This window comes from Variovorax saccharolyticus (genome assembly GCF_030316765.1).
GTDB classification, from domain to species: Bacteria; Pseudomonadota; Gammaproteobacteria; order Burkholderiales; family Burkholderiaceae_C; genus Variovorax; species Variovorax saccharolyticus.
This window is the reverse complement of the sequence record NZ_JASZYT010000001.1, coordinates 327188-344595: the sequence shown is the minus strand read 5'-3', so window position 1 is coordinate 344595 and position 17408 is coordinate 327188. Positions and strand designations below refer to the sequence as shown.

General features: G+C 66.4%; 18 protein-coding genes and 1 tRNA gene. All 19 read right to left on the bottom strand.

The features are described from left to right. Positions 1-3: 3 nt before the first annotated feature. Positions 4-312 (bottom strand): NADH-quinone oxidoreductase subunit NuoK, encoded by a 309-nt coding sequence (gene nuoK, locus QTI45_RS01750; protein ID WP_286371385.1) that lies wholly within the window; start codon positions 310-312, stop codon positions 4-6. Continuing rightward, positions 309-956: an NADH-quinone oxidoreductase subunit J gene (locus QTI45_RS01745; protein WP_286371384.1), complete on the bottom strand. Its 648-nt coding sequence runs from the start codon at positions 954-956 to the stop codon at positions 309-311. Before QTI45_RS01745 ends, nuoK begins: the two co-directional genes overlap by 4 nt. A gap of 38 nt (positions 957-994) precedes the next feature. After that, positions 995-1537 (bottom strand): NADH-quinone oxidoreductase subunit NuoI, encoded by a 543-nt coding sequence (gene nuoI, locus QTI45_RS01740; RefSeq protein WP_286371383.1) that lies wholly within the window; start codon positions 1535-1537, stop codon positions 995-997. A gap of 11 nt (positions 1538-1548) precedes the next feature. Further along, positions 1549-2625 (bottom strand): NADH-quinone oxidoreductase subunit NuoH, encoded by a 1077-nt coding sequence (gene nuoH / locus QTI45_RS01735; protein ID WP_286371382.1) that lies wholly within the window; start codon positions 2623-2625, stop codon positions 1549-1551. Next, on the bottom strand, positions 2622-4763 hold the full coding sequence (gene nuoG, locus QTI45_RS01730) for an NADH-quinone oxidoreductase subunit NuoG (protein ID WP_286371381.1): 2142 nt from the start codon (positions 4761-4763) through the stop codon (positions 2622-2624). Before nuoG ends, nuoH begins: the two co-directional genes overlap by 4 nt. Before the next feature lie 21 nt (positions 4764-4784). Beyond that, on the bottom strand, positions 4785-6125 hold the full coding sequence (nuoF, locus tag QTI45_RS01725) for an NADH-quinone oxidoreductase subunit NuoF (RefSeq protein ID WP_286371380.1): 1341 nt from the start codon (positions 6123-6125) through the stop codon (positions 4785-4787). After that, positions 6125-6658 carry an NADH-quinone oxidoreductase subunit NuoE family protein gene (locus QTI45_RS01720; RefSeq protein ID WP_286371379.1) on the bottom strand — a complete coding sequence of 178 codons (534 nt, stop codon included), beginning with the start codon at positions 6656-6658 and terminating at the stop codon, positions 6125-6127. The genes nuoF and QTI45_RS01720 overlap by 1 nt, the downstream gene beginning before the upstream one ends. Positions 6659-6666: 8 nt before the next feature. Beyond that, complete coding sequence (locus QTI45_RS01715) at positions 6667-7920, bottom strand: NADH-quinone oxidoreductase subunit D (RefSeq protein WP_286371378.1); 1254 nt, start codon at positions 7918-7920, stop codon at positions 6667-6669. Then, positions 7920-8528, bottom strand: a complete 609-nt coding sequence (locus QTI45_RS01710; RefSeq protein ID WP_286371377.1) for an NADH-quinone oxidoreductase subunit C — start codon at positions 8526-8528, stop codon at positions 7920-7922. Before QTI45_RS01710 ends, QTI45_RS01715 begins: the two co-directional genes overlap by 1 nt. Before the next feature lie 12 nt (positions 8529-8540). After that, positions 8541-9020 (bottom strand): NuoB/complex I 20 kDa subunit family protein, encoded by a 480-nt coding sequence (locus QTI45_RS01705; RefSeq protein WP_012748606.1) that lies wholly within the window; start codon positions 9018-9020, stop codon positions 8541-8543. A gap of 15 nt (positions 9021-9035) precedes the next feature. Next, positions 9036-9395 carry an NADH-quinone oxidoreductase subunit A gene (locus QTI45_RS01700; RefSeq protein WP_286371376.1) on the bottom strand — a complete coding sequence of 120 codons (360 nt, stop codon included), beginning with the start codon at positions 9393-9395 and terminating at the stop codon, positions 9036-9038. A gap of 58 nt (positions 9396-9453) precedes the next feature. Continuing rightward, a tRNA-Leu gene (locus QTI45_RS01695) sits at positions 9454-9538 on the bottom strand. A 120-nt stretch (positions 9539-9658) separates the two neighbouring features. Further along, the gene (secG, locus tag QTI45_RS01690) at positions 9659-10087 is read right to left on the bottom strand and encodes a preprotein translocase subunit SecG (protein ID WP_286371375.1); all 429 of its coding nucleotides are present in this window, start codon (positions 10085-10087) and stop codon (positions 9659-9661) included. Between the two features lie 37 nt (positions 10088-10124). Next, on the bottom strand, positions 10125-10877 hold the full coding sequence (tpiA, locus tag QTI45_RS01685) for a triose-phosphate isomerase (protein WP_286371374.1): 753 nt from the start codon (positions 10875-10877) through the stop codon (positions 10125-10127). 11 nt (positions 10878-10888) lie between these two features. Continuing rightward, entirely contained in the window at positions 10889-11887 is a 999-nt protein-coding gene (locus QTI45_RS01680; protein WP_286371373.1) for an NAD(P)H-quinone oxidoreductase, read from the bottom strand. A gap of 83 nt (positions 11888-11970) precedes the next feature. Next, positions 11971-14298: a polyribonucleotide nucleotidyltransferase gene (pnp, locus tag QTI45_RS01675; RefSeq protein WP_286371372.1), complete on the bottom strand. Its 2328-nt coding sequence runs from the start codon at positions 14296-14298 to the stop codon at positions 11971-11973. 205 nt (positions 14299-14503) lie between these two features. Beyond that, positions 14504-14770: a 30S ribosomal protein S15 gene (gene rpsO, locus QTI45_RS01670; RefSeq protein WP_007837783.1), complete on the bottom strand. Its 267-nt coding sequence runs from the start codon at positions 14768-14770 to the stop codon at positions 14504-14506. Between the two features lie 133 nt (positions 14771-14903). After that, the gene (locus tag QTI45_RS01665; RefSeq protein ID WP_286371371.1) at positions 14904-16172 is read right to left on the bottom strand and encodes a pyridoxal phosphate-dependent aminotransferase; all 1269 of its coding nucleotides are present in this window, start codon (positions 16170-16172) and stop codon (positions 14904-14906) included. Continuing rightward, positions 16078-17358, bottom strand: a complete 1281-nt coding sequence (locus QTI45_RS01660) for a branched-chain amino acid ABC transporter substrate-binding protein (protein WP_286371370.1) — start codon at positions 17356-17358, stop codon at positions 16078-16080. Before QTI45_RS01660 ends, QTI45_RS01665 begins: the two co-directional genes overlap by 95 nt. Positions 17359-17408: the final 50 nt, after the last annotated feature.

Here is a 17408-nt window from a genome sequence, read left to right as displayed (position 1 = left end):
TCTTCAGCCCTTGAGCGCGTTGAGCTCGTCGACGTTGATGTTCGACTTGTTGCGGAACAGCAGCACCAGCAGCGCCAGCCCGATGGCCGACTCGGCCGCCGCGACCGTCAGGATGAAGAAGACGAAGATCTGGCCGTGCATGTCGCCGAGGAAATACGAGAAGGCGACGAAGTTCATGTTGACCGCGAGCAGCATCAGCTCCACGCACATCAGCAGCACGATCAGGTTCTTGCGGTTCAGGAAGATGCCGATCACCGACAGCGCGAACAGCATCGCGCCGAGCGAGAGGAAATGTCCGAGCGTGAGCGTCATGCCTTGGTCTCCGCTGCGGCCGCGGGTTGTTCCGCAACCGGTTCAGCCTGGCGCGTGACGGGCACCTGCACGATGCGCACGCGGTCGCGCGCCTTCACGCGGACCTGGTCGGCCGGGTTCACGTACTTGCTGTCCTTGCGGCGGCGCAGGGTCAGCGCGATGGCGGCGATGATCGCCACCAGCAGGATCACGGCGGCGATCTCCAGCGGGTAGAGATATTCCGTATAGAGCAGCTTGCCGAGTTCGAGCGTGTTCGAGGTGTCCGGGCCGGAAGCCAGCGGGCTCTTGGGCGCGCTCAGGCGGAAGCCGCCCATCAGCACCGCGGCCATCTCGAGCGCGATCAGCGCGCCGACGCCGGCGGCCAGCGGGAAGTGCTTCCAGAAGCCCTCGCGCAGGCCCTCGACATTGATGTCCAGCATCATGACGACGAACAGGAACAGCACCATCACCGCCCCGACGTAGACCAGCACCAGCGAGATCGCGAGGAATTCCGCGCGCAGCAGGAGCCAGATGGCCGATGCCTGGAAGAACGCCAGCACCAGGTAGAGCGCCGCATACACGGGGTTGCGCGCGGTGATGACGCGGAAGGCTGCGAACAGCAGCACCGCGGCAAACAGATAGAACAGACCGGTCTTGACGTCCATGGATCGACTTCGTTTTCTTCGAGCTTCGGGCTCAGGCTTCAGCGGTACTTGGCGTCGGCCGCCTTGTTGGCGGCGATCTCTTTTTCGTAGCGGTCGCCGACGGCGAGCAGCATGTCCTTGGTGAAGTACAGGTCGCCCCGCTTCTCGCCGTGGTATTCGAAGATGTGGGTCTCGACGATCGAGTCGACCGGGCAGCTTTCTTCGCAGAAGCCGCAGAAGATGCACTTGGTCAGGTCGATGTCGTAGCGCGTGGTGCGGCGCGAGCCGTCGTCGCGCACGTCGGATTCGATCGTGATCGCGAGCGCCGGGCAGACGGCCTCGCAGAGCTTGCAGGCGATGCAGCGCTCTTCGCCGTTCTCGTAGCGGCGCAGCGCGTGCAGGCCCCGGAAGCGCGGCGACAGCGGCGTCTTCTCTTCAGGGAACTGGACGGTGATCTTGCGGCTGAAGGCGTACTTGCCGGTCAGCGCCAGGCCCTTGAACAATTCCACCAGCATGAAGCTGGACAGGAAGTCCTTGAGCGAGAACGGCGCGGACGCAGTGGTGGAGGAGCGCGCAAGCGCGCTGGCGGAGGGCGCAGTCATGGCAGTTCCAGTTATTTCCAGATGTTGAAGGGGGTCTGCATCCAGGCGCCGACCACCACCAGCCACACCAAGGTGACCGGAATGAAGATCTTCCAGCCCAGCCGCATGATCTGGTCATAGCGGAAGCGCGGGAAGGTCGAGCGGACCCAGAGGAACATGGTGACCACGCAGAAGGTCTTGATGCCGAGCCAGATCCAGCCCGGGATGAAGGCCAGGAAGTCGAACGGGGGCAGCCAGCCGCCGAGGAACAGCACCGCGCACAGGATCGAGACCAGCCACATGTTGGCGTACTCGGCCAGGAAGAACATCGCGAAGCTCATGCCCGAGTACTCGATCATGTGGCCGGCGACGATTTCCGATTCGCCTTCGACGACGTCGAAGGGGTGGCGGTTGGTCTCGGCCAGGCCCGAGATGAAGTAGACGACGAAGATCGGCAGCAGCGACAGCCAGTTCCACGACAGGAAGCCGATGCCCATCGAGGCGAAGTGGCCCTTGCCCTGCCCGGTCACGATGTCGGTCATGTTGAGGCTGGCGGAGACCATCAGCACGACGACGAAGCAGAAGCCCATCGCGATTTCGTAGCTGACCATCTGGGCCGAGGCACGCAGCGCGCCCAGGAAGGCGTACTTCGAGTTCGAGGCCCAGCCGGCGATGATCACGCCGTAGACTTCGAGCGAGGTGATGGCCATCACGAACAGCAGGCCGGCGTTGATGTTCGCCAGCGCCACGTCGGGACCGAAGGGGATCACGGCCCAGGCGGCCAGCGCCGGCATGATGGTCATGATCGGGCCCAACAGGAACAGGCCCTTGTTGGCCGCCGACGGCAGGATGATTTCCTTGGTCAGGAGCTTGAGCGCGTCGGCGATCGGCTGCAGCAGGCCCAGCGGGCCGATGCGGTTGGGGCCGATGCGGATCTGCGTGAAGCCGATGGCCTTGCGTTCCCACAGCGTGAGGTAGGCGACCGCGCCCATCAGCGGGAGCACCACCACGATGATCTTGATCAGGGTCCAGATCACGGGCCAGACCACGCCGGTCCACCAGCCGGCGGAAACCAGGCCCATGCCGAAGCCGTGCAGTGCGTCGATCATGCCGACACCTCCTGGGCGGCCGCTGCCTGGCGGGCATCGGCGGTGAGTTGCAGCGAAGGCGCGCGGCGCACGATCGAGTCGAGCTGGTAGATGCTCGCGACCACCGGCACCGCCTGAGCGGCGCTGGTGTCGACGGCGGCGGCCGTGGCGTTGGCCAGCTTGCCGGCGGGCACCTGGGCCGGTGAATCGATGTCAGCCAGCACGTCGGCGGTGGATTCGAAGGCGAAGCCCGGCAGGCCGAGCAGGTTCGCCAGCACGCGCAGCACCTTCCAGGCCGGACGCGCTTCGCCCTGCGGCTTGACGACCGCATGGAAGCTCTGCAGGCGGCCTTCGGCATTGACGAAGGTGCCCGGGGTTTCGGTGAAGGGAGCGATCGGCAGCAGCACGTCGCTGAATTCGAGGTTGGCCTTGAAGGGGCTCAGCGTGACGACCATCTGCGCATGCGCGAGGCCTTCGACCGCGGCTTCGCCGGCGGCCGAGTCGAACACCGGCTCGGTGTTGAGCAGCAGCGCGGCCTTCAGCCCACCTGCGAGCATCTGGCCGGCATTCAGCGCGCCATCCCTGGGCAGCGCGCCGACCAGCTGCGCGCCGACCGTGTTGGCGGCTTCGGTCAGGTAGCCGACGCTGGCGCCGGTCTGGGCGCCGATCCAGTTGGCGAGCGCCAGCAGGCTGCTGGCGCGCGGATGGTGGGCTGCGGCATTGCCGAGCAGGATGGCCTTGCGCTCGCCGCCGAGCAGCGATGCGGCCAGGGCCTTGGCGGCGTCGCTGGCGGCGCCATCGAGTGCCACGGGCGCGGTGGCGCCGGTGCTTTCGGCGATCGCGCCGGCGAGTTCGACCAGCGCGGCCACCCACTGGTCGGCCGGCAGGATGGCGGCGTTCGCGATCGGCATGGCCCACGCATCGGCATCGGCCAGCAGTTCGGCCGAGGTGATGGCGCTCAGCGCCCCACCCTTGCGCACCGATTGGCGGATGCGCTGCGCGAACAGCGGATGGTCCTTGCGCAGGTTCGAGCCGATCACCAGCGTGCGCTGCAGCTGCGTCAGCGAAGCCACCGAAGTGCCGAGCCAGCGGATGCCTTCGGCGGCGCCGAATTCGGCGTTGCGCAGGCGGTAGTCGATGTTGCCGCTGCCCAGGCCGTGGGTCAGCAGCTTGGCCAGCTGCAACTCCTCGAGCGTGCTGTGCGGGCTGACCAGCGTGCCGATGCTCTGGGCACCGTGGTCGGCCTTGATCTGCTTCAGGCCATTGGCGACGTATTCGAGCGCGGTCTGCCAGTCGACCTGCTGCCACTGACCGCCCTGCTTGAGCATCGGCTGCGTCAGGCGCTCGGGGCCGTTGAGGGCCTCGTACGAGAAGCGGTCGCGGTCGGCGATCCAGCATTCGTTGACGTCTTCGTTCTCGAGCGGCACCACGCGCATCACGCGGTTGTTCTTGACCTGGACGATCAGGTTGGCGCCGGTGGAGTCGTGCGGGCTGACCGACTTGCGGCGCGACAGCTCCCAGGTCCGGGCGCTGTAGCGGAAGGGCTTGCTCGTGAGCGCGCCCACCGGGCAGATGTCGATCATGTTGCCCGACAGCTCGGAGTCGACCGAGTCGCCGAGGAAGGTCTCGATCTCGGAGTGCTCGCCGCGGTGCGACATGCCGAGCTCCATCACGCCGGCCACTTCCTGGCCGAAGCGGACGCAGCGCGTGCAGTGGATGCAGCGGCTCATCTCTTCCATGCTGATCAGCGGGCCGACATCCTTGTGGAAGACGACGCGCTTTTCTTCCTCGTAGCGCGAGGAAGAGCCGCCGTAGCCCACGGCCAGGTCTTGCAGCTGGCATTCGCCGCCCTGGTCGCAGATCGGGCAATCGAGCGGGTGGTTGATGAGCAGGAACTCCATCACCGACTGCTGGGCCTTGATGGCCTTGTCGCTCTTGGTGCGGACGATCATGCCCTGCGTCACGGGCGTGGCGCAGGCCGGCATCGGCTTGGGCGCCTTTTCGACGTCGACCAGGCACATGCGGCAGTTGGCCGCGATGCTGAGCTTCTTGTGATAGCAGAAGTGCGGGATATAGGTACCCGCCTTGTCGGCCGCATGCATGATCATGCTGCCTTCGACGATGTCGACCTTCTTGCCGTCGAGTTCGATTTCAACCATATGTTTTTCTTCTCGCGCTCGTCAGGCCCGGGCGGCCGTCTTCGGGACGTAGCCCGGGATCAGTGCCTCGAATTCGTGACGGAAGTGCTTGATCATGGCCCGCACCGGCATCGCGGCGGCATCGCCCAGCGCGCAGATGGTGCGGCCCTGGATGTTGTCGGCGACCGAGTTCAGCAGGTCCATGTCGGTGGCTTTGCCATGGCCGTTGTGGATGCGATCCACCACGCGCCAGAGCCAGCCGGTGCCTTCGCGGCAAGGCGTGCACTGGCCGCAGGATTCATGCATGTAGAAGTACGAGAGGCGCTTGAGCGACTCGACCATCGAGCGGCTGTCGTCCATCACGATGACCGCGCCCGAGCCCAGCATCGAGCCGGCCTTGGCGATGGAGTCGTAGTCCATCGTGCACTGCATCATGATGTCGGCCGGCAGCACCGGCGCCGACGAGCCGCCGGGGATCACGGCCTTGAGCTGGCGGCCCTTGCGCACGCCGCCGGCGAGTTCGAGCAGCTTCGAGAATGGCGTGCCCATCGGCACTTCGTAGTTGCCGGGGAGCTCGACGTCGCCGCTGACCGAATAGATCTTGGTGCCGCCGTTGTTCGGCTTGCCGCACTCGAGGTACGCCACGCCGCCGTTGTTGATGATCCAAGGCACCGCGGCGAAGGTCTCGGTGTTGTTGATCGTGGTCGGCTTGCCGTAGAGGCCGAAGCTGGCCGGGAACGGCGGCTTGAAGCGCGGCTGGCCCTTCTTGCCTTCGAGCGATTCGAGCAGCGCCGTCTCTTCGCCGCAGATGTAGGCGCCGAAGCCGTGCGCCGCATGCAGCTGGAAGTTGTAGGTGCTGCCCATGATGCCGTCGCCGAGATAGCCGGCCGCACGGGCTTCCTCGAGCGCCTCTTCAAAGCGGTCGTAGGTCTGGAAGATCTCGCCGTGGATGTAGTTGTAGCCCACGCTGATGCCCATCGCATAGGCGGCGATGGCCATGCCCTCGATCACGATGTGCGGATTGAACTGCAGGATGTCGCGGTCCTTGCAGGTGCCCGGCTCGCCCTCGTCCGAGTTGCAGACCAGGTACTTCTGACCCGGGAACTGGCGCGGCATGAAGCTCCACTTGAGGCCGGTCGGGAAACCGGCGCCGCCGCGGCCGCGCAGGCCCGAGGCCTTGACTTCGGCGATCACCTGGTCGGGCGTCAGGCCCTCGCTGAGGATCTTGCGCAGCGCCTTGTAGCCACCGCGCGCCTCGTAGTCGGCCAGGCGCCAGTTGGTGCCGTTCAGGCCGGCATAGATCTGCGGCTCGATGTGGCGGTCGTGGAAGCAGGTCTGGACGCCAGTGGCCTGGAACTGCTGGAGTACTTGCTCGGGCGACATCATTGGGCTCCCTTCGCGGTCGCGCCGCGCAAGCCGTCGATCAGCTGGTCGAGCTTCTCGTTGCTCATGAAGCTGCACATGGTGCGGTCGTTGACCAGCATCACCGGCGAATCGGCGCAGGCGCCGAGGCACTCGCTCTGCTGCAAGGTGAACATGCCGTCGGGCGTGGTCTCGCCCATGCGGATGCCGAGCTTCTGCTCGAGATGGGCCAGCGCCTTCGCGCCGTCGCGCAGCTGGCACGGCAGGTTGGTGCAGACGTTGAGCTTGTAGGCGCCCAGCGGCCGCTGGTTGTACATGTTGTAGAAGGTCGTGACCTCGTGCACCGCGATCGGCGCCATGCCGAGGTAGGCGGCGATCTCGCGCTCGCGCTGTTCGCTCACGAAGCCCTCGTCCTGCTGCACGATCGCCAGGCAGGCCATCACGGCCGACTGCTTGCCGGCCGGCGGGTACTTGGCGACCTCGCGGGCAAAACGCTCCAGCGTGGCGGCCGACAGCGCCGCTTGGCTGCCGTGGGAAGAAGAGTCGGAATGCATGGGATGGCTCATCGATCGATCTCGCCGAACACGATGTCCATGGTGCCGATCACGGCGACAGCGTCGGCAATCATGTGGCCGCGCGCCATTTCGTCCAGGGCCGCCAGATGCGGGAAGCCCGGTGCGCGGATCTTCAGGCGGTAGGGCTTGTTGGCACCGTCGCTCACGAGGTAGATGCCGAACTCGCCCTTGGGATGCTCGACGGCGGCATAGGCCTCGCCTTCGGGCACGTGGAAACCTTCGGTGAAGAGCTTGAAGTGATGGATCAGCTCTTCCATGTTGGCCTTCATGGACTCGCGCGCCGGCGCCGCCACCTTGTGGTTGGCCGTGATCACCGGGCCCGGGTTGGCACGCAGCCAGGCCGAGCATTGCTGGATGATCTTGTTGGCCTGGCGCATCTCCTCGACGCGCACCAGGTAGCGGTCGTAGCAGTCGCCGGTGACGCCCACCGGGACGTCGAACTCCATGCGGTCGTAGACGTCGTAGGGCTGCTTCTTGCGCAGGTCCCAGGCGATGCCCGAGCCCCGCAGCATCGGGCCGGTGAAGCCGAGATTGAGCGCGCGCTCGGGCGTAACCACGCCGATGCCCACGGTGCGCTGCTTCCAGATGCGGTTGTCGGTGAGCAGCGTCTCGTACTCGTCGACCATCTTCGGGAAGCGCTTGCAGAAGTCGTCGACGAAGTCGAGCAGCGAACCCTGGCGATTCTCGTTGAGCCGCTCGATCGCCTTCGCGTTCTTGATCTTGCTGACCTTGTACTGCGGCATCGCGTCCGGCAGGTCGCGGTAGACGCCGCCCGGACGGAAATAGGCCGCGTGCATGCGCGCACCCGACACCGCCTCGTACATGTCGAACAGGTCTTCGCGCTCGCGGAAGCAGTAGATGAGCATGTTCATCGCGCCGCAGTCCAGGCCGTGCGCGCCGAGCCACAGCAGGTGGTTCAGCAGCCGCGTGATCTCGGCGAACATGACGCGGATGTATTGCGCCCGCAGCGGCACGTCGAGGCCCATGAGGCGCTCGATCGCGAGGCAGTACGCATGCTCGTTGCTCATCATCGACACGTAGTCGAGACGGTCCATGTAGGGCAGCGACTGGATGAAGGTGCGCGACTCGGCCAGCTTTTCGGTGGCGCGGTGCAGCAGGCCGATGTGCGGGTCGGCGCGCTGGATCACTTCGCCATCGAGCTCGAGCACGAGCCGCAGCACGCCGTGTGCTGCGGGATGCTGCGGGCCGAAGTTGAGCGTGTAGTTCTTGATTTCAGCCATCAGTGCAAGCCACCGTAGTTGTCTTCGCGGATCACGCGCGGCGTGATCTCGCGCGGCTCGATCGAGACCGGCTGGTAGATCACGCGCTTCTGTTCCGCGTCATAGCGCATCTCGACATGGCCCGACACCGGGAAATCCTTGCGGAACGGGTGGCCGATGAAGCCGTAGTCGGTCAGGATGCGGCGCAGGTCGTCATGGCCTTCGAACACGATGCCGTAGAGATCGAAGGCCTCGCGCTCGAACCAGCCGGCAGCGTTCCAGACAGGGGTCAGGGAATCGATGACCGGCAGGTCTTCGTTGGGCACGAACACCCGCAGGCGCACGCGCTGGTTGAGACTCACCGACAGCAGGTGCGAGACGACGCCGAAGCGCTCGCCCTGCCACTCGCCTTCGCGGTAGTCGGAGTAGTCCATGCCGCAGAGATCGATCAGCTGCTCGAAACGGCAGCCCGGCGCGTCACGCAGCAGGATGGCAGCTTCGAGGTAGTCGGCGGCGCCGACGACCACCGTCACCTCGCCCAGCGCGAGCGTGACGCTCTTCGCCTTGGAGCCAAGTGTTTCGATGATCTGGGTCTGCAGCGCCTCGGGAGAAATGGCAAAGTCGGTCATGTCTCTCGCTCTTCAGGCGCGCGCGATCGTGTTGGTGCGGCGGATCTTCTGCTGGAGCTGGATCACCCCGTACAAAAGCGCCTCGGCGGTCGGCGGGCAGCCCGGCACGTAGACATCGACCGGCACGATGCGGTCGCAGCCGCGCACGACCGAATAGCTGTAGTGGTAGTAGCCGCCGCCATTGGCGCAGGAGCCCATCGAGAGCACCCAGCGCGGCTCGGGCATCTGGTCGTAGACCTTGCGCAGCGCCGGCGCCATCTTGTTGCACAGCGTGCCGGCCACGATCATCAGATCGGACTGGCGCGGGCTGGGGCGGAACAGCATGCCGAAGCGGTCGATGTCATAGCGGGCAGCGCCCGCATGCATCATCTCCACGGCACAGCAGGCCAGACCGAAGGTCATGGGCCACAGTGATCCGGTCTTGGCCCAGTTCACCACCGAGTCGTAGGTGGTGGTGACGAAGCCTTCCTTCATGACGCCTTCAATGGCCATTTTGCGGATTCCTTGTCATTCCCAATCGAGCGCGCCTTTTTTCCACTCGTAGATGAAACCCACGACGAGGATGGCCAGGAAAATCATCATGGCCCAGAAGCCGACGACACCGATCTCCTTGAGCGCGATGGCCCAGGGAAAGAGAAAAGCGATTTCGAGATCGAAGAGGATGAAGAGGATCGCGACCAGGTAGTACCGGACGTCGAACTTCATGCGCGCGTCTTCGAAGGCCTCGAAGCCGCATTCGTAGGGGGAATTCTTGGCAGCGTCCGGCCGATTGGGGCCGAGGATGTAACCCAGAACCTGAGGAGCAACGCCGACTCCGACGCCGACCAGGATGAACAACAGGACGGGGAGGTAGGAATCGAGGTTCATCAGGGGGTTCTATCACCGCTTGACACTGGCAGGAAGCACATTTCCTGCCAGTGAGATTTGGTGCGGTCGGCGAGACTCGAACTCGCACAGCTTTCGCCACTACCCCCTCAAGATAGCGTGTCTACCAATTTCACCACGACCGCGGTTTTTGCTGCCCGGATGGCATGAGGAACCTTGTAAGGTTTTGGCTTTCCGGAACAGCTTTAGAGTTTACCCTGAAATTTGGCCGATTTCACTCGACGGCCAACAAGTTCGCTAACGGATCACTTGCCCGGGATCTGGCCCGCGCCCGGGGCGGGCGCGGCCGGTGCCGAGGCCGGGGCCGCCGGCGTGGAAGCGCCGCCGCTGCTCGGGATCTGGGTCGCCGATTCGGGGGCCGCGGCAGGTGCGGGCGCCGGCGCCGGGGTACCGGTGGTCGCGCGTTCGAGCAGGCTGTTGCCGCCGCCGGCCGGCCGGGCGTGGCCGAAATAGGCCAGCATCAGGGTGCAGGCGAAGAACACGGCCGCCAGCACCGCGGTGGTGCGCGACAGGAAGTTCGCGCTGCCGCTGGCGCCGAACAGGCTGCCGGCGCTGCCGCTGCCGAAGGCGGCGCCCATGTCGGCGCCCTTCCCGTGCTGGATCAGGATCAGCCCGATCATGGCGAGCGCGGTGAGCATCTGCACGCCCACCAGGATGTTGAGGACCACATTCATTCGTTCTAACTCCTAAATTTTTGTCGTCGGCCGCGCTTCAGCGGGCCGCTGCAATGATCTGCAGGAAATCGGGGGCCTTGAGCGACGCGCCGCCGATCAGGCCGCCGTCGATGTCGGCTTCGGCCAGCAGTTCGGCCGCGTTGGCCGCGTTCATGCTGCCGCCGTAGAGGATGCGGATGCCGGCGGCATGCTCGCTGGCCGCGTGGTGCAGCTGCGCACGCAGCACGGCATGCACCGACTGGGCCTGTGCCGGCGTCGCCGTCTTGCCGGTGCCGATGGCCCAGACCGGTTCGTAGGCGACGACGATCTCGCTGATGCAATGGCCGTTGACATGGATCACCGCGGCCAGCTGGCGCTTGACGACCTCCTCGGTGCGCCCTGCTTCCCGCTCGGCCAGCGTCTCGCCGACGCAGACGATCGGCGTGATGCCGTTGGCCAGCGCGGCGGCGGTCTTGGCCGCCACGAGCTCATCCGTCTCGCCGTGGTACTGGCGCCGCTCGGAGTGCCCGACGATCGCGTAGCGCACGCCGAAGTCCTTGAGCATCGCCGCCGATTGCTCGCCCGTGAAGGCACCCTGCGGCTGGGCCGAGAGGTCCTGCGCACCGAGCGCGATCGGCGAGCCTGCCACCAGCGACTGCACCTGCGAGAGATACGGCGCCGGCACGCAGACCGCGACTTCGCAGGCGGGCGCGCCCACCCCGGCGAGCAAGGCCTTCACGAGCGCCTCGTTGGCAGCCAGGCTGCCGTTCATCTTCCAGTTGCCCGCGATCAGGTTCTTCTTGGTCGTCATGTCTGTCTAGTTCACCAGGTCAGCACGATCTTGCCGATGTGCTGGTTCGATTCCATCAGGACGTGGGCCTGCGCGGCGCCGCTGGGCTCCCCGGCCGCTGCGTAGCGGCTGTGGATGATCGGCTTGACCGCACCGCTCTCGAGCAGCGGCCAGACGCGCTCGCGCAGGGCCTTGGCGATCGCGCCCTTGAACGCGACCGGCCGCGGCCGCAGGGTCGAGCCGGTGATCGTGAGCCGGCGGCGCAGCACCAGGCCGGCGTTGACCTCGGCCTTGACGCCGCCCTGCACCGCGATGATCACCAGCCGGCCGTCTTCGGCCAGGCAGTCGATCTCCCGCGCCACGTAGCCGCCGGCCACCATGTCGAGAATGACGTCGACGCCCTTGCCGCCGGTGAGGCGCTTGGCCTCTTCGGCGAAATCGGCCGTCTTGTAGTTGATCGCGTGGTCGGCGCCGAGCTTCAGGCAGGCCTCGCACTTGTCGTCGCTGCCGGCGGTCGCGATCACGGTGGCGCCGAGCGCCTTGCCGAGCTGGATCGCGGTGACGCCGATGCCGCTGGTGCCGCCCTGGATCAGCAGGGTCTCGCCCTTCTGCAGGCGGCCGCGCTCGAAGACGTTGCTCCAGACGGTGAAGAAGGTCTCGGGCAGCGTGGCTGCCTCGACGTCGCTCCAGCCCTTGGGCACAGGCAGGCACTGGGCCACCGGTGCGACGCAAAGCTCGGCATAGCCGCCGCCGGCCACCAGGGCGCAGACGTGGTCGCCGATCTTGAAGCCGGCCTCGGCCAGCGCCTTGTCGTCGCCGGCGACGATTTCGCCCGCGACTTCGAGTCCGGGCAGGTCGGAGGCGCCCGGCGGCACCGGGTAGTTCCCGGTCCGCTGCAGCACGTCGGGGCGGTTGACACCGCTCGCGGCCACACGGATCAGCAATTCGCCCGCGCCGGCAACGGGCGCAGGACGTTCCACCATGCGCAGCACCTCGGGGGCGCCGAACGATGTGATCTCAATGGCTTTCATGGTCTCTTTCCGGGTAGCGGCCGCCGCGCACAATGCGGGCGGCACGCGGTCCAGCGCGATGGCGTCGCCGCCATCGCGGCTCATCAGGCCTGGCCGTCGCCGCGGTTCGATTCCTGAACCGGCTGCTGCTCGGCCACCTGCTCCACGGCCTGCTCGCCGCCACGCTCGTTGTTCTCGAAGCGCGGTGCGCGCTCGGCGCGCGGCGGACGATCGCCGCCGCGGTCGCCACGGTCCGAACGCTCGCGGCGCTCGCCACCGCGGTCGCCACGGTCGCCGCGGTCTTCACGCGGCGGGCGCTCGCTGAATTCCATGCCGGCCGGACGCTCGGTCAGCGCCTTCATGGACAGCTTGACGCGGCCCTTCTCGTCGGTCTCGAGCACCTTGACCTTGACGATCTGGCCTTCGCTCAGGTAGTCCGTGACCTTCTCGACGCGCTCGTGCGCGATCTGGCTGATGTGCAGCAGGCCGTCCTTGCCGGGCAGCAGGTTGATCAGCGCGCCGAAGTCCAGGATCTTGGTGACCGGGCCTTCGTAGACCTTGCCGATTTCGACTTCGGCGGTGATCTGCTCGATGCGCTTCTTGGCGGCTTCGGCCTTTTCCGGGTCGGTCGAGGCGATCGTGATGGTGCCGTCTTCGTCGATGTTGATCGTGGTGCCGGTTTCTTCCTGCAGGCCACGGATCACCGAGCCGCCCTTGCCGATCACGTCGCGGATCTTCTCGGGGTTGATCTTGAGCGTGGTCAGGCGCGGGGCGAAGGTCGACACCTCGGCCTTGGCTTCGCCCATCGCCTCTTGCATCTTGCCCAGGATGTGCATGCGCGCTTCCTTGGCCTGGGCCAGGGCGACCTGCATGATTTCCTTGGTGATGCCCTGGATCTTGATGTCCATCTGCAGCGCGGTGATGCCGTTGGTCGTGCCGGCCACCTTGAAGTCCATGTCGCCCAGGTGATCTTCGTCGCCCAGGATGTCGGTCAGCACGGCGAAGCGGTTGTCTTCCTTGATCAGGCCCATGGCGATGCCGGCCACGTGGGCCTTCATCGGCACGCCGGCGTCCATCATCGACAGGCAGCCGCCGCAGACCGAAGCCATCGACGAGGAGCCGTTCGATTCGGTGATCTCGGACACCACGCGGATCGTGTAGGGGAACTCTTCCTTGTTCGGCAGCACCGCGACCAGCGCGCGCTTGGCGAGGCGGCCGTGGCCGACTTCGCGGCGCTTGGTCGAGCCCATGCGGCCGACTTCGCCGGTGGCGAAGGGAGGCATGTTGTAGTGGAACAGGAAGCGGTCTTCGTACTCGCCCATCAGCGCGTCGATGCGCTGTGCGTCACGTTCGGTGCCGAGCGTGGTGACCACCAGCGCCTGGGTCTCGCCGCGGGTGAACAGCGCCGAGCCGTGGGTGCGCGGCAGCACGCCGTTGCGGATCTCGATCGGGCGCACGGTGCGGGTGTCGCGGCCGTCGATGCGGGGTTCGCCCGACAGGATCTGGCCGCGGACGATCTTCGACTCGATCGAGAACAGCAGGTCGCTGACCTTGCCGGCGTCGAAGGGTTCGCCGCTTTCCTTCAGCGCGTTCATCACGCTGGCGTTGGCTTCGCGCAGGGCCTGCGTGCGGGCCTGCTTGCTGCGGATCTGGTAGACCGCGCGCAGCTTCTCTTCGGCCAGGCCCTTGACCTTGGCGACGAAGGCTTCGTCTTCGGCCGGCGGCTGCCAGTCCCAGACCGGCTTGCCGGCGTCGCGCACCAGTTCGTGGATCGCGTTGATCGCGATGTTGGCTTGTTCATGGCCGAACACCACGCCGCCGAGCATGATTTCTTCGCTCAGTTGCAGGGCTTCGGACTCGACCATCAGCACGGCGGCTTCGGTGCCGGCGACGACCAGGTCCATCTGCGAATCCTTGCGGGCCGTCTGGCCCGGGTTCAGCACGTACTGGCCGTTGATGTAGCCCACGCGGGCGGCACCGATCGGGCCGCTGAACGGGATGCCGGAGATCGACAGCGCGGCGCTGACGCCGATCATGGCGGCGATGTCGGCGTCGACTTCGGGGTTGAGCGACAGCGTGTGGATGACCACGTGCACTTCGTTCAGGAAGCCTTCGGGGAACAGCGGGCGGATCGGGCGGTCGATCAGGCGGCTGGTCAACGTTTCGTGTTCGCTGGGCTTGGCTTCGCGCTTGAAGAAGCTGCCGGGGATCTTGCCGGCGGCGTAGGTCTTCTCGATGTAGTCGACGGTCAGCGGGAAGAAGTCCTGGCCGGGCTTGGCCGACTTGGAGGCGACCACGGTGGCCAGCACCACGGTGCCTTCGATGTCCACGGTCACGGCACCGCTGGCCTGCCGGGCGATCTCGCCGGTTTCCAGAACGACGGTCTTGCCGCCCCATTGGAAGGACTTGGTGACTTTGTTGAAGAGGCTCATGTTGTGCTCCTGTTTGGATGGCGGCGACCTGTGACGACCACGGGTCCCGCGGGGGCCGGAGCGCTTGTCAGAACACGATGCCATTCCAGGGAAGCTCGGTGAGAACCTCTCTGGAATGACACAGCTTCGCTCTGTTTTTGCGGCTCCGAAGTAAAAAACGCCTGAGCTAGCGGACTAACCCAGGCGTTTTTGCATGCGATTCGACTTACTTGCGCAGGCCCAGCTTGGCGATCAGCGCGGTGTAGCGGTCGGCGTCCTTGGACTTGAGGTAGTCCAGCAGCTTGCGGCGGCGGCTCACCATGCGCAGCAGGCCGCGGCGACCGTGGTGGTCCTTGGCGTGCGTCTTGAAGTGAGGCGTGAGCTCGTTGATGCGGGCGGTCAGCAGTGCGACTTGCACTTCCGGGCTGCCGGTGTCGTTGGCGGCGCGGGCGTTGTCCTTGACAACTTCGGCCTTGATGGAGGCTGCGATCATTGTGTTTCCTTCGTTCCGATCCCGGGGGGCGAACCGCCGGGATGTTTGACTTGCGGTGTGCGCTGGAACTGCACCCACCGTGCGCTTGCAACATGCAAAGCTTTGGGATTATATACCGAAAGCGCAACCCGCCCTATTGCGCCGCCAGCCAGCGCTTGAGGCGGTCGACCCCCTCGACCAGCCGGCCGGGGTCCTTCGACGCGAAGCACCAGCGCAGCCAGCCCTGGGCTTCGGGGGCGAAGGCGTTGCCGGGGGCCAGGCCGAGGCCGGCCTCGACCACCAGGCGCTTGGCGACCTCGAGCGAATCGCCGAAGCCCTCGAGCTGGAAGAAGGCGTACATGCCGCCGCGCGCCGGCGCGACCTTGACGCCGGGCACGTCGGCCAGCAAGGGCAGCAGCGTGTCGCGGCAGGCCTTGAGATGGGCCACGATCTTCGGCGTGATCTCGTCGCCATGCGCCAGCGCCGCGATGCCTGCGCGCTGCGTGAAGACGCTGGCGCAGGAGGTGTTGAACTCGATCAGCTTGCCCATGCCGTCCATCAGGGCCGGCGGCAGCACCAGCCAGCCGAGGCGCCAGCCGGTCATCAGGAAGCTCTTGCTGAAGCTGTGGGCGACCACCAGCCGGTCGTCGGCGCCCGCGATGTCGAGGAAGCTCGGCGCGCAGCCGTTGGGCGTCGGCTCGTAGTAGAGCCGCTCGTAGACCTCATCGGCCAGGATCCAGGTGCCGGTGCCGCGGCAGTGGTCGAGGATCGCCTGCTGCTCGGCGCGCGTGAGCGTCCAGCCGGTCGGATTGTTCGGTGCGTTGACGATCAAGAGCTTGGTGGCCGGCGTGACGGCCGCGCGTAGCGCGTCCAGGTCGAGCGTCCACTGCCCTGCCCTCGGCACCAGCGCAACGCAGCGCACGCGGGCGCCGAGGATCGCGGGCTGCGCCGTGAGGTTCGGCCAGACCGGCGTGACCGCCACCACCTCGTCGCCGGCATCGACCAGCGCCTGCACCGCCAGCATCAGCGCGCTGACGCCGCCCGAGGTGATCGCGATGCGCGAGGCCTCGATCTTCGGATGCAGCCCGCTCATGTAGGCGGCCACCGCCTCCCGCAGCTCGGGCAGGCCCAGGTTGTGGGCATAGAAGGTCTCGCCGCGCTGCAGCGAATCGATGGCGGCCTGGCGGACCACATCGGGCGTGACCTCGTCGCTTTCTCCGAACCAGAAGGCCAGCACGTCGCTGCGGCCGAGGCCGGCATTGGCCACCTCGCGGATCTTGGAGGCTTCGAGGTCGTGGATCGCTTGACGCATGGCTTGTCTTTCGGGTTCAGGGGCGCTGCATCTTGCAGCTGGTCGGCATTTCGGCGCGGCTGGCGGGGATGGTCTTGATGACCCGGAAGCCGTAGCCCGAGCCCTCGACATCGAACTTGACGCCGGGCGCACCCTGCCGGTCCATGACGCCGACCACCAGCTGCTGCTGGAACTGATGATCCTCGGCGCGCATGTGGCCGCGCTGGCCGGCCAGCGAGACGTCGGCCTTCTCGAGGGCGCGCGCGACGGCCACGGTGTCGACGCTGCCGGCCCGCTCGATGGCCTGCGCCAGCGCCTCGATCAGCAGCTGCATGCGCATGTGGACGTAGTCGTCGGAGGCCTTCGGAAAGCGGGTGCGGAAGTCGCGATAGAAGGCCTCGCTCTGCGGTGTCTGCACGTTCGGCAGCCAGTCCGCCACCGCCACCACGCGGCCGATGCCGGCGTCGCCGATGGCCGCCGGCGCGCCCAGTGCGTTGCCGTAGAAGGTGTAGAAGCTGCCGTTGAAGCCGGCCTCGCGCGCCGCCTTGACCAGCAGCGTGAGGTCGTTGCCCCAGTTGCCGGTGATCACGCCCTGCGCACCGCTGGCCATGATCTTCGTCGCATAGGGCGAGAAGTCCTTGACGCGGCCCATCGGGTGCAGCTCGTCGCCGACGATCTGCACGTCGGGGCGCAGCCCGGCCAGCTGGCGGCGCGATTCGCGCAGCACCGACTGGCCGAAGCTGTAGTCCTGCCCGATGAGGTAGACGCGCTGCAGCGCCTTGTCCTCCTGCAACACCTGCATCAGCGCCGTGACGCGCATGTCGGCATGGGCATCGAAGCGGAAATGCCAGAAGCTGCAGCGCTCGTTGGTCAGCGCCGGATCGACCGCCGAGTAGTTGAGGAACAGCACGCGCCGCGAAGGGTCGCGCTCGTTGTTCTTGTCGATGGCGTCGATCAGCGCCGCCGCGGTGGCCGAGGAGTTGCCCTGCAGCACGATGCGCGCGCCGTCGTCCATCGCCGCGCGCAGCGCCGACAGCGCCTCTTCGTTCTGTCCCTTGCTGTCGTAGCGATCGAGTTGCAGCATGCGGGCACCGCCCGGCAGCTTGACGCCGCCACGGGCGTTGACCCGCTCGACCGCCCACAGAAGATTGCGGAACACCGCCTCGCCGGTGTTGGCGAAAGGCCCGCTCATGCTCTCGATCAGGGCCAGCCGGATCGGTGGCGCCGACTGCGCCAGGGCGGCGGGGAGCGCCGGCGCGCATAGCGCCAGAGCGGCCAATTTCAAGGCGCGTCGACGCCAAATAAAGTTGGAAGGCATTGTCTTGAATCCCCTGTTGCAGCGCCTAGATGCGTTGGCATGCGGCACTT

Coding starts and splice junctions, on each gene's coding strand:
- QTI45_RS01715 (WP_286371378.1), bottom strand. CDS start 7,920: ATGGCTGAAATCAAGAACTACACGCTCAACTTCGGCCCGCAGCATCCC.
- QTI45_RS01665 (WP_286371371.1), bottom strand. CDS start 16,172: ATGTCGAGGGCTCGGGCTACGGCTTCCGGGTCATCAAGACCATCCCCG.
- QTI45_RS01745 (WP_286371384.1), bottom strand. CDS start 956: ATGGACGTCAAGACCGGTCTGTTCTATCTGTTTGCCGCGGTGCTGCTG.
- QTI45_RS01710 (WP_286371377.1), bottom strand. CDS start 8,528: ATGACCGACTTTGCCATTTCTCCCGAGGCGCTGCAGACCCAGATCATC.
- nuoG (WP_286371381.1), bottom strand. CDS start 4,763: ATGGTTGAAATCGAACTCGACGGCAAGAAGGTCGACATCGTCGAAGGC.
- pnp (WP_286371372.1), bottom strand. CDS start 14,298: ATGAGCCTCTTCAACAAAGTCACCAAGTCCTTCCAATGGGGCGGCAAG.
- QTI45_RS01660 (WP_286371370.1), bottom strand. CDS start 17,358: ATGCCTTCCAACTTTATTTGGCGTCGACGCGCCTTGAAATTGGCCGCT.
- rpsO (WP_007837783.1), bottom strand. CDS start 14,770: ATGATCGCAGCCTCCATCAAGGCCGAAGTTGTCAAGGACAACGCCCGC.
- nuoH (WP_286371382.1), bottom strand. CDS start 2,625: ATGATCGACGCACTGCACGGCTTCGGCATGGGCCTGGTTTCCGCCGGC.
- nuoF (WP_286371380.1), bottom strand. CDS start 6,125: ATGTCGCCCGAGCAAGTACTCCAGCAGTTCCAGGCCACTGGCGTCCAG.
- nuoK (WP_286371385.1), bottom strand. CDS start 312: ATGACGCTCACGCTCGGACATTTCCTCTCGCTCGGCGCGATGCTGTTC.
- QTI45_RS01720 (WP_286371379.1), bottom strand. CDS start 6,658: ATGCATTCCGACTCTTCTTCCCACGGCAGCCAAGCGGCGCTGTCGGCC.
- QTI45_RS01700 (WP_286371376.1), bottom strand. CDS start 9,395: ATGAACCTCGATTCCTACCTCCCCGTCCTGTTGTTCATCCTGGTCGGC.
- QTI45_RS01680 (WP_286371373.1), bottom strand. CDS start 11,887: ATGAAAGCCATTGAGATCACATCGTTCGGCGCCCCCGAGGTGCTGCGC.
- secG (WP_286371375.1), bottom strand. CDS start 10,087: ATGAATGTGGTCCTCAACATCCTGGTGGGCGTGCAGATGCTCACCGCG.
- tpiA (WP_286371374.1), bottom strand. CDS start 10,877: ATGACGACCAAGAAGAACCTGATCGCGGGCAACTGGAAGATGAACGGC.
- QTI45_RS01705 (WP_012748606.1), bottom strand. CDS start 9,020: ATGGCCATTGAAGGCGTCATGAAGGAAGGCTTCGTCACCACCACCTAC.
- nuoI (WP_286371383.1), bottom strand. CDS start 1,537: ATGACTGCGCCCTCCGCCAGCGCGCTTGCGCGCTCCTCCACCACTGCG.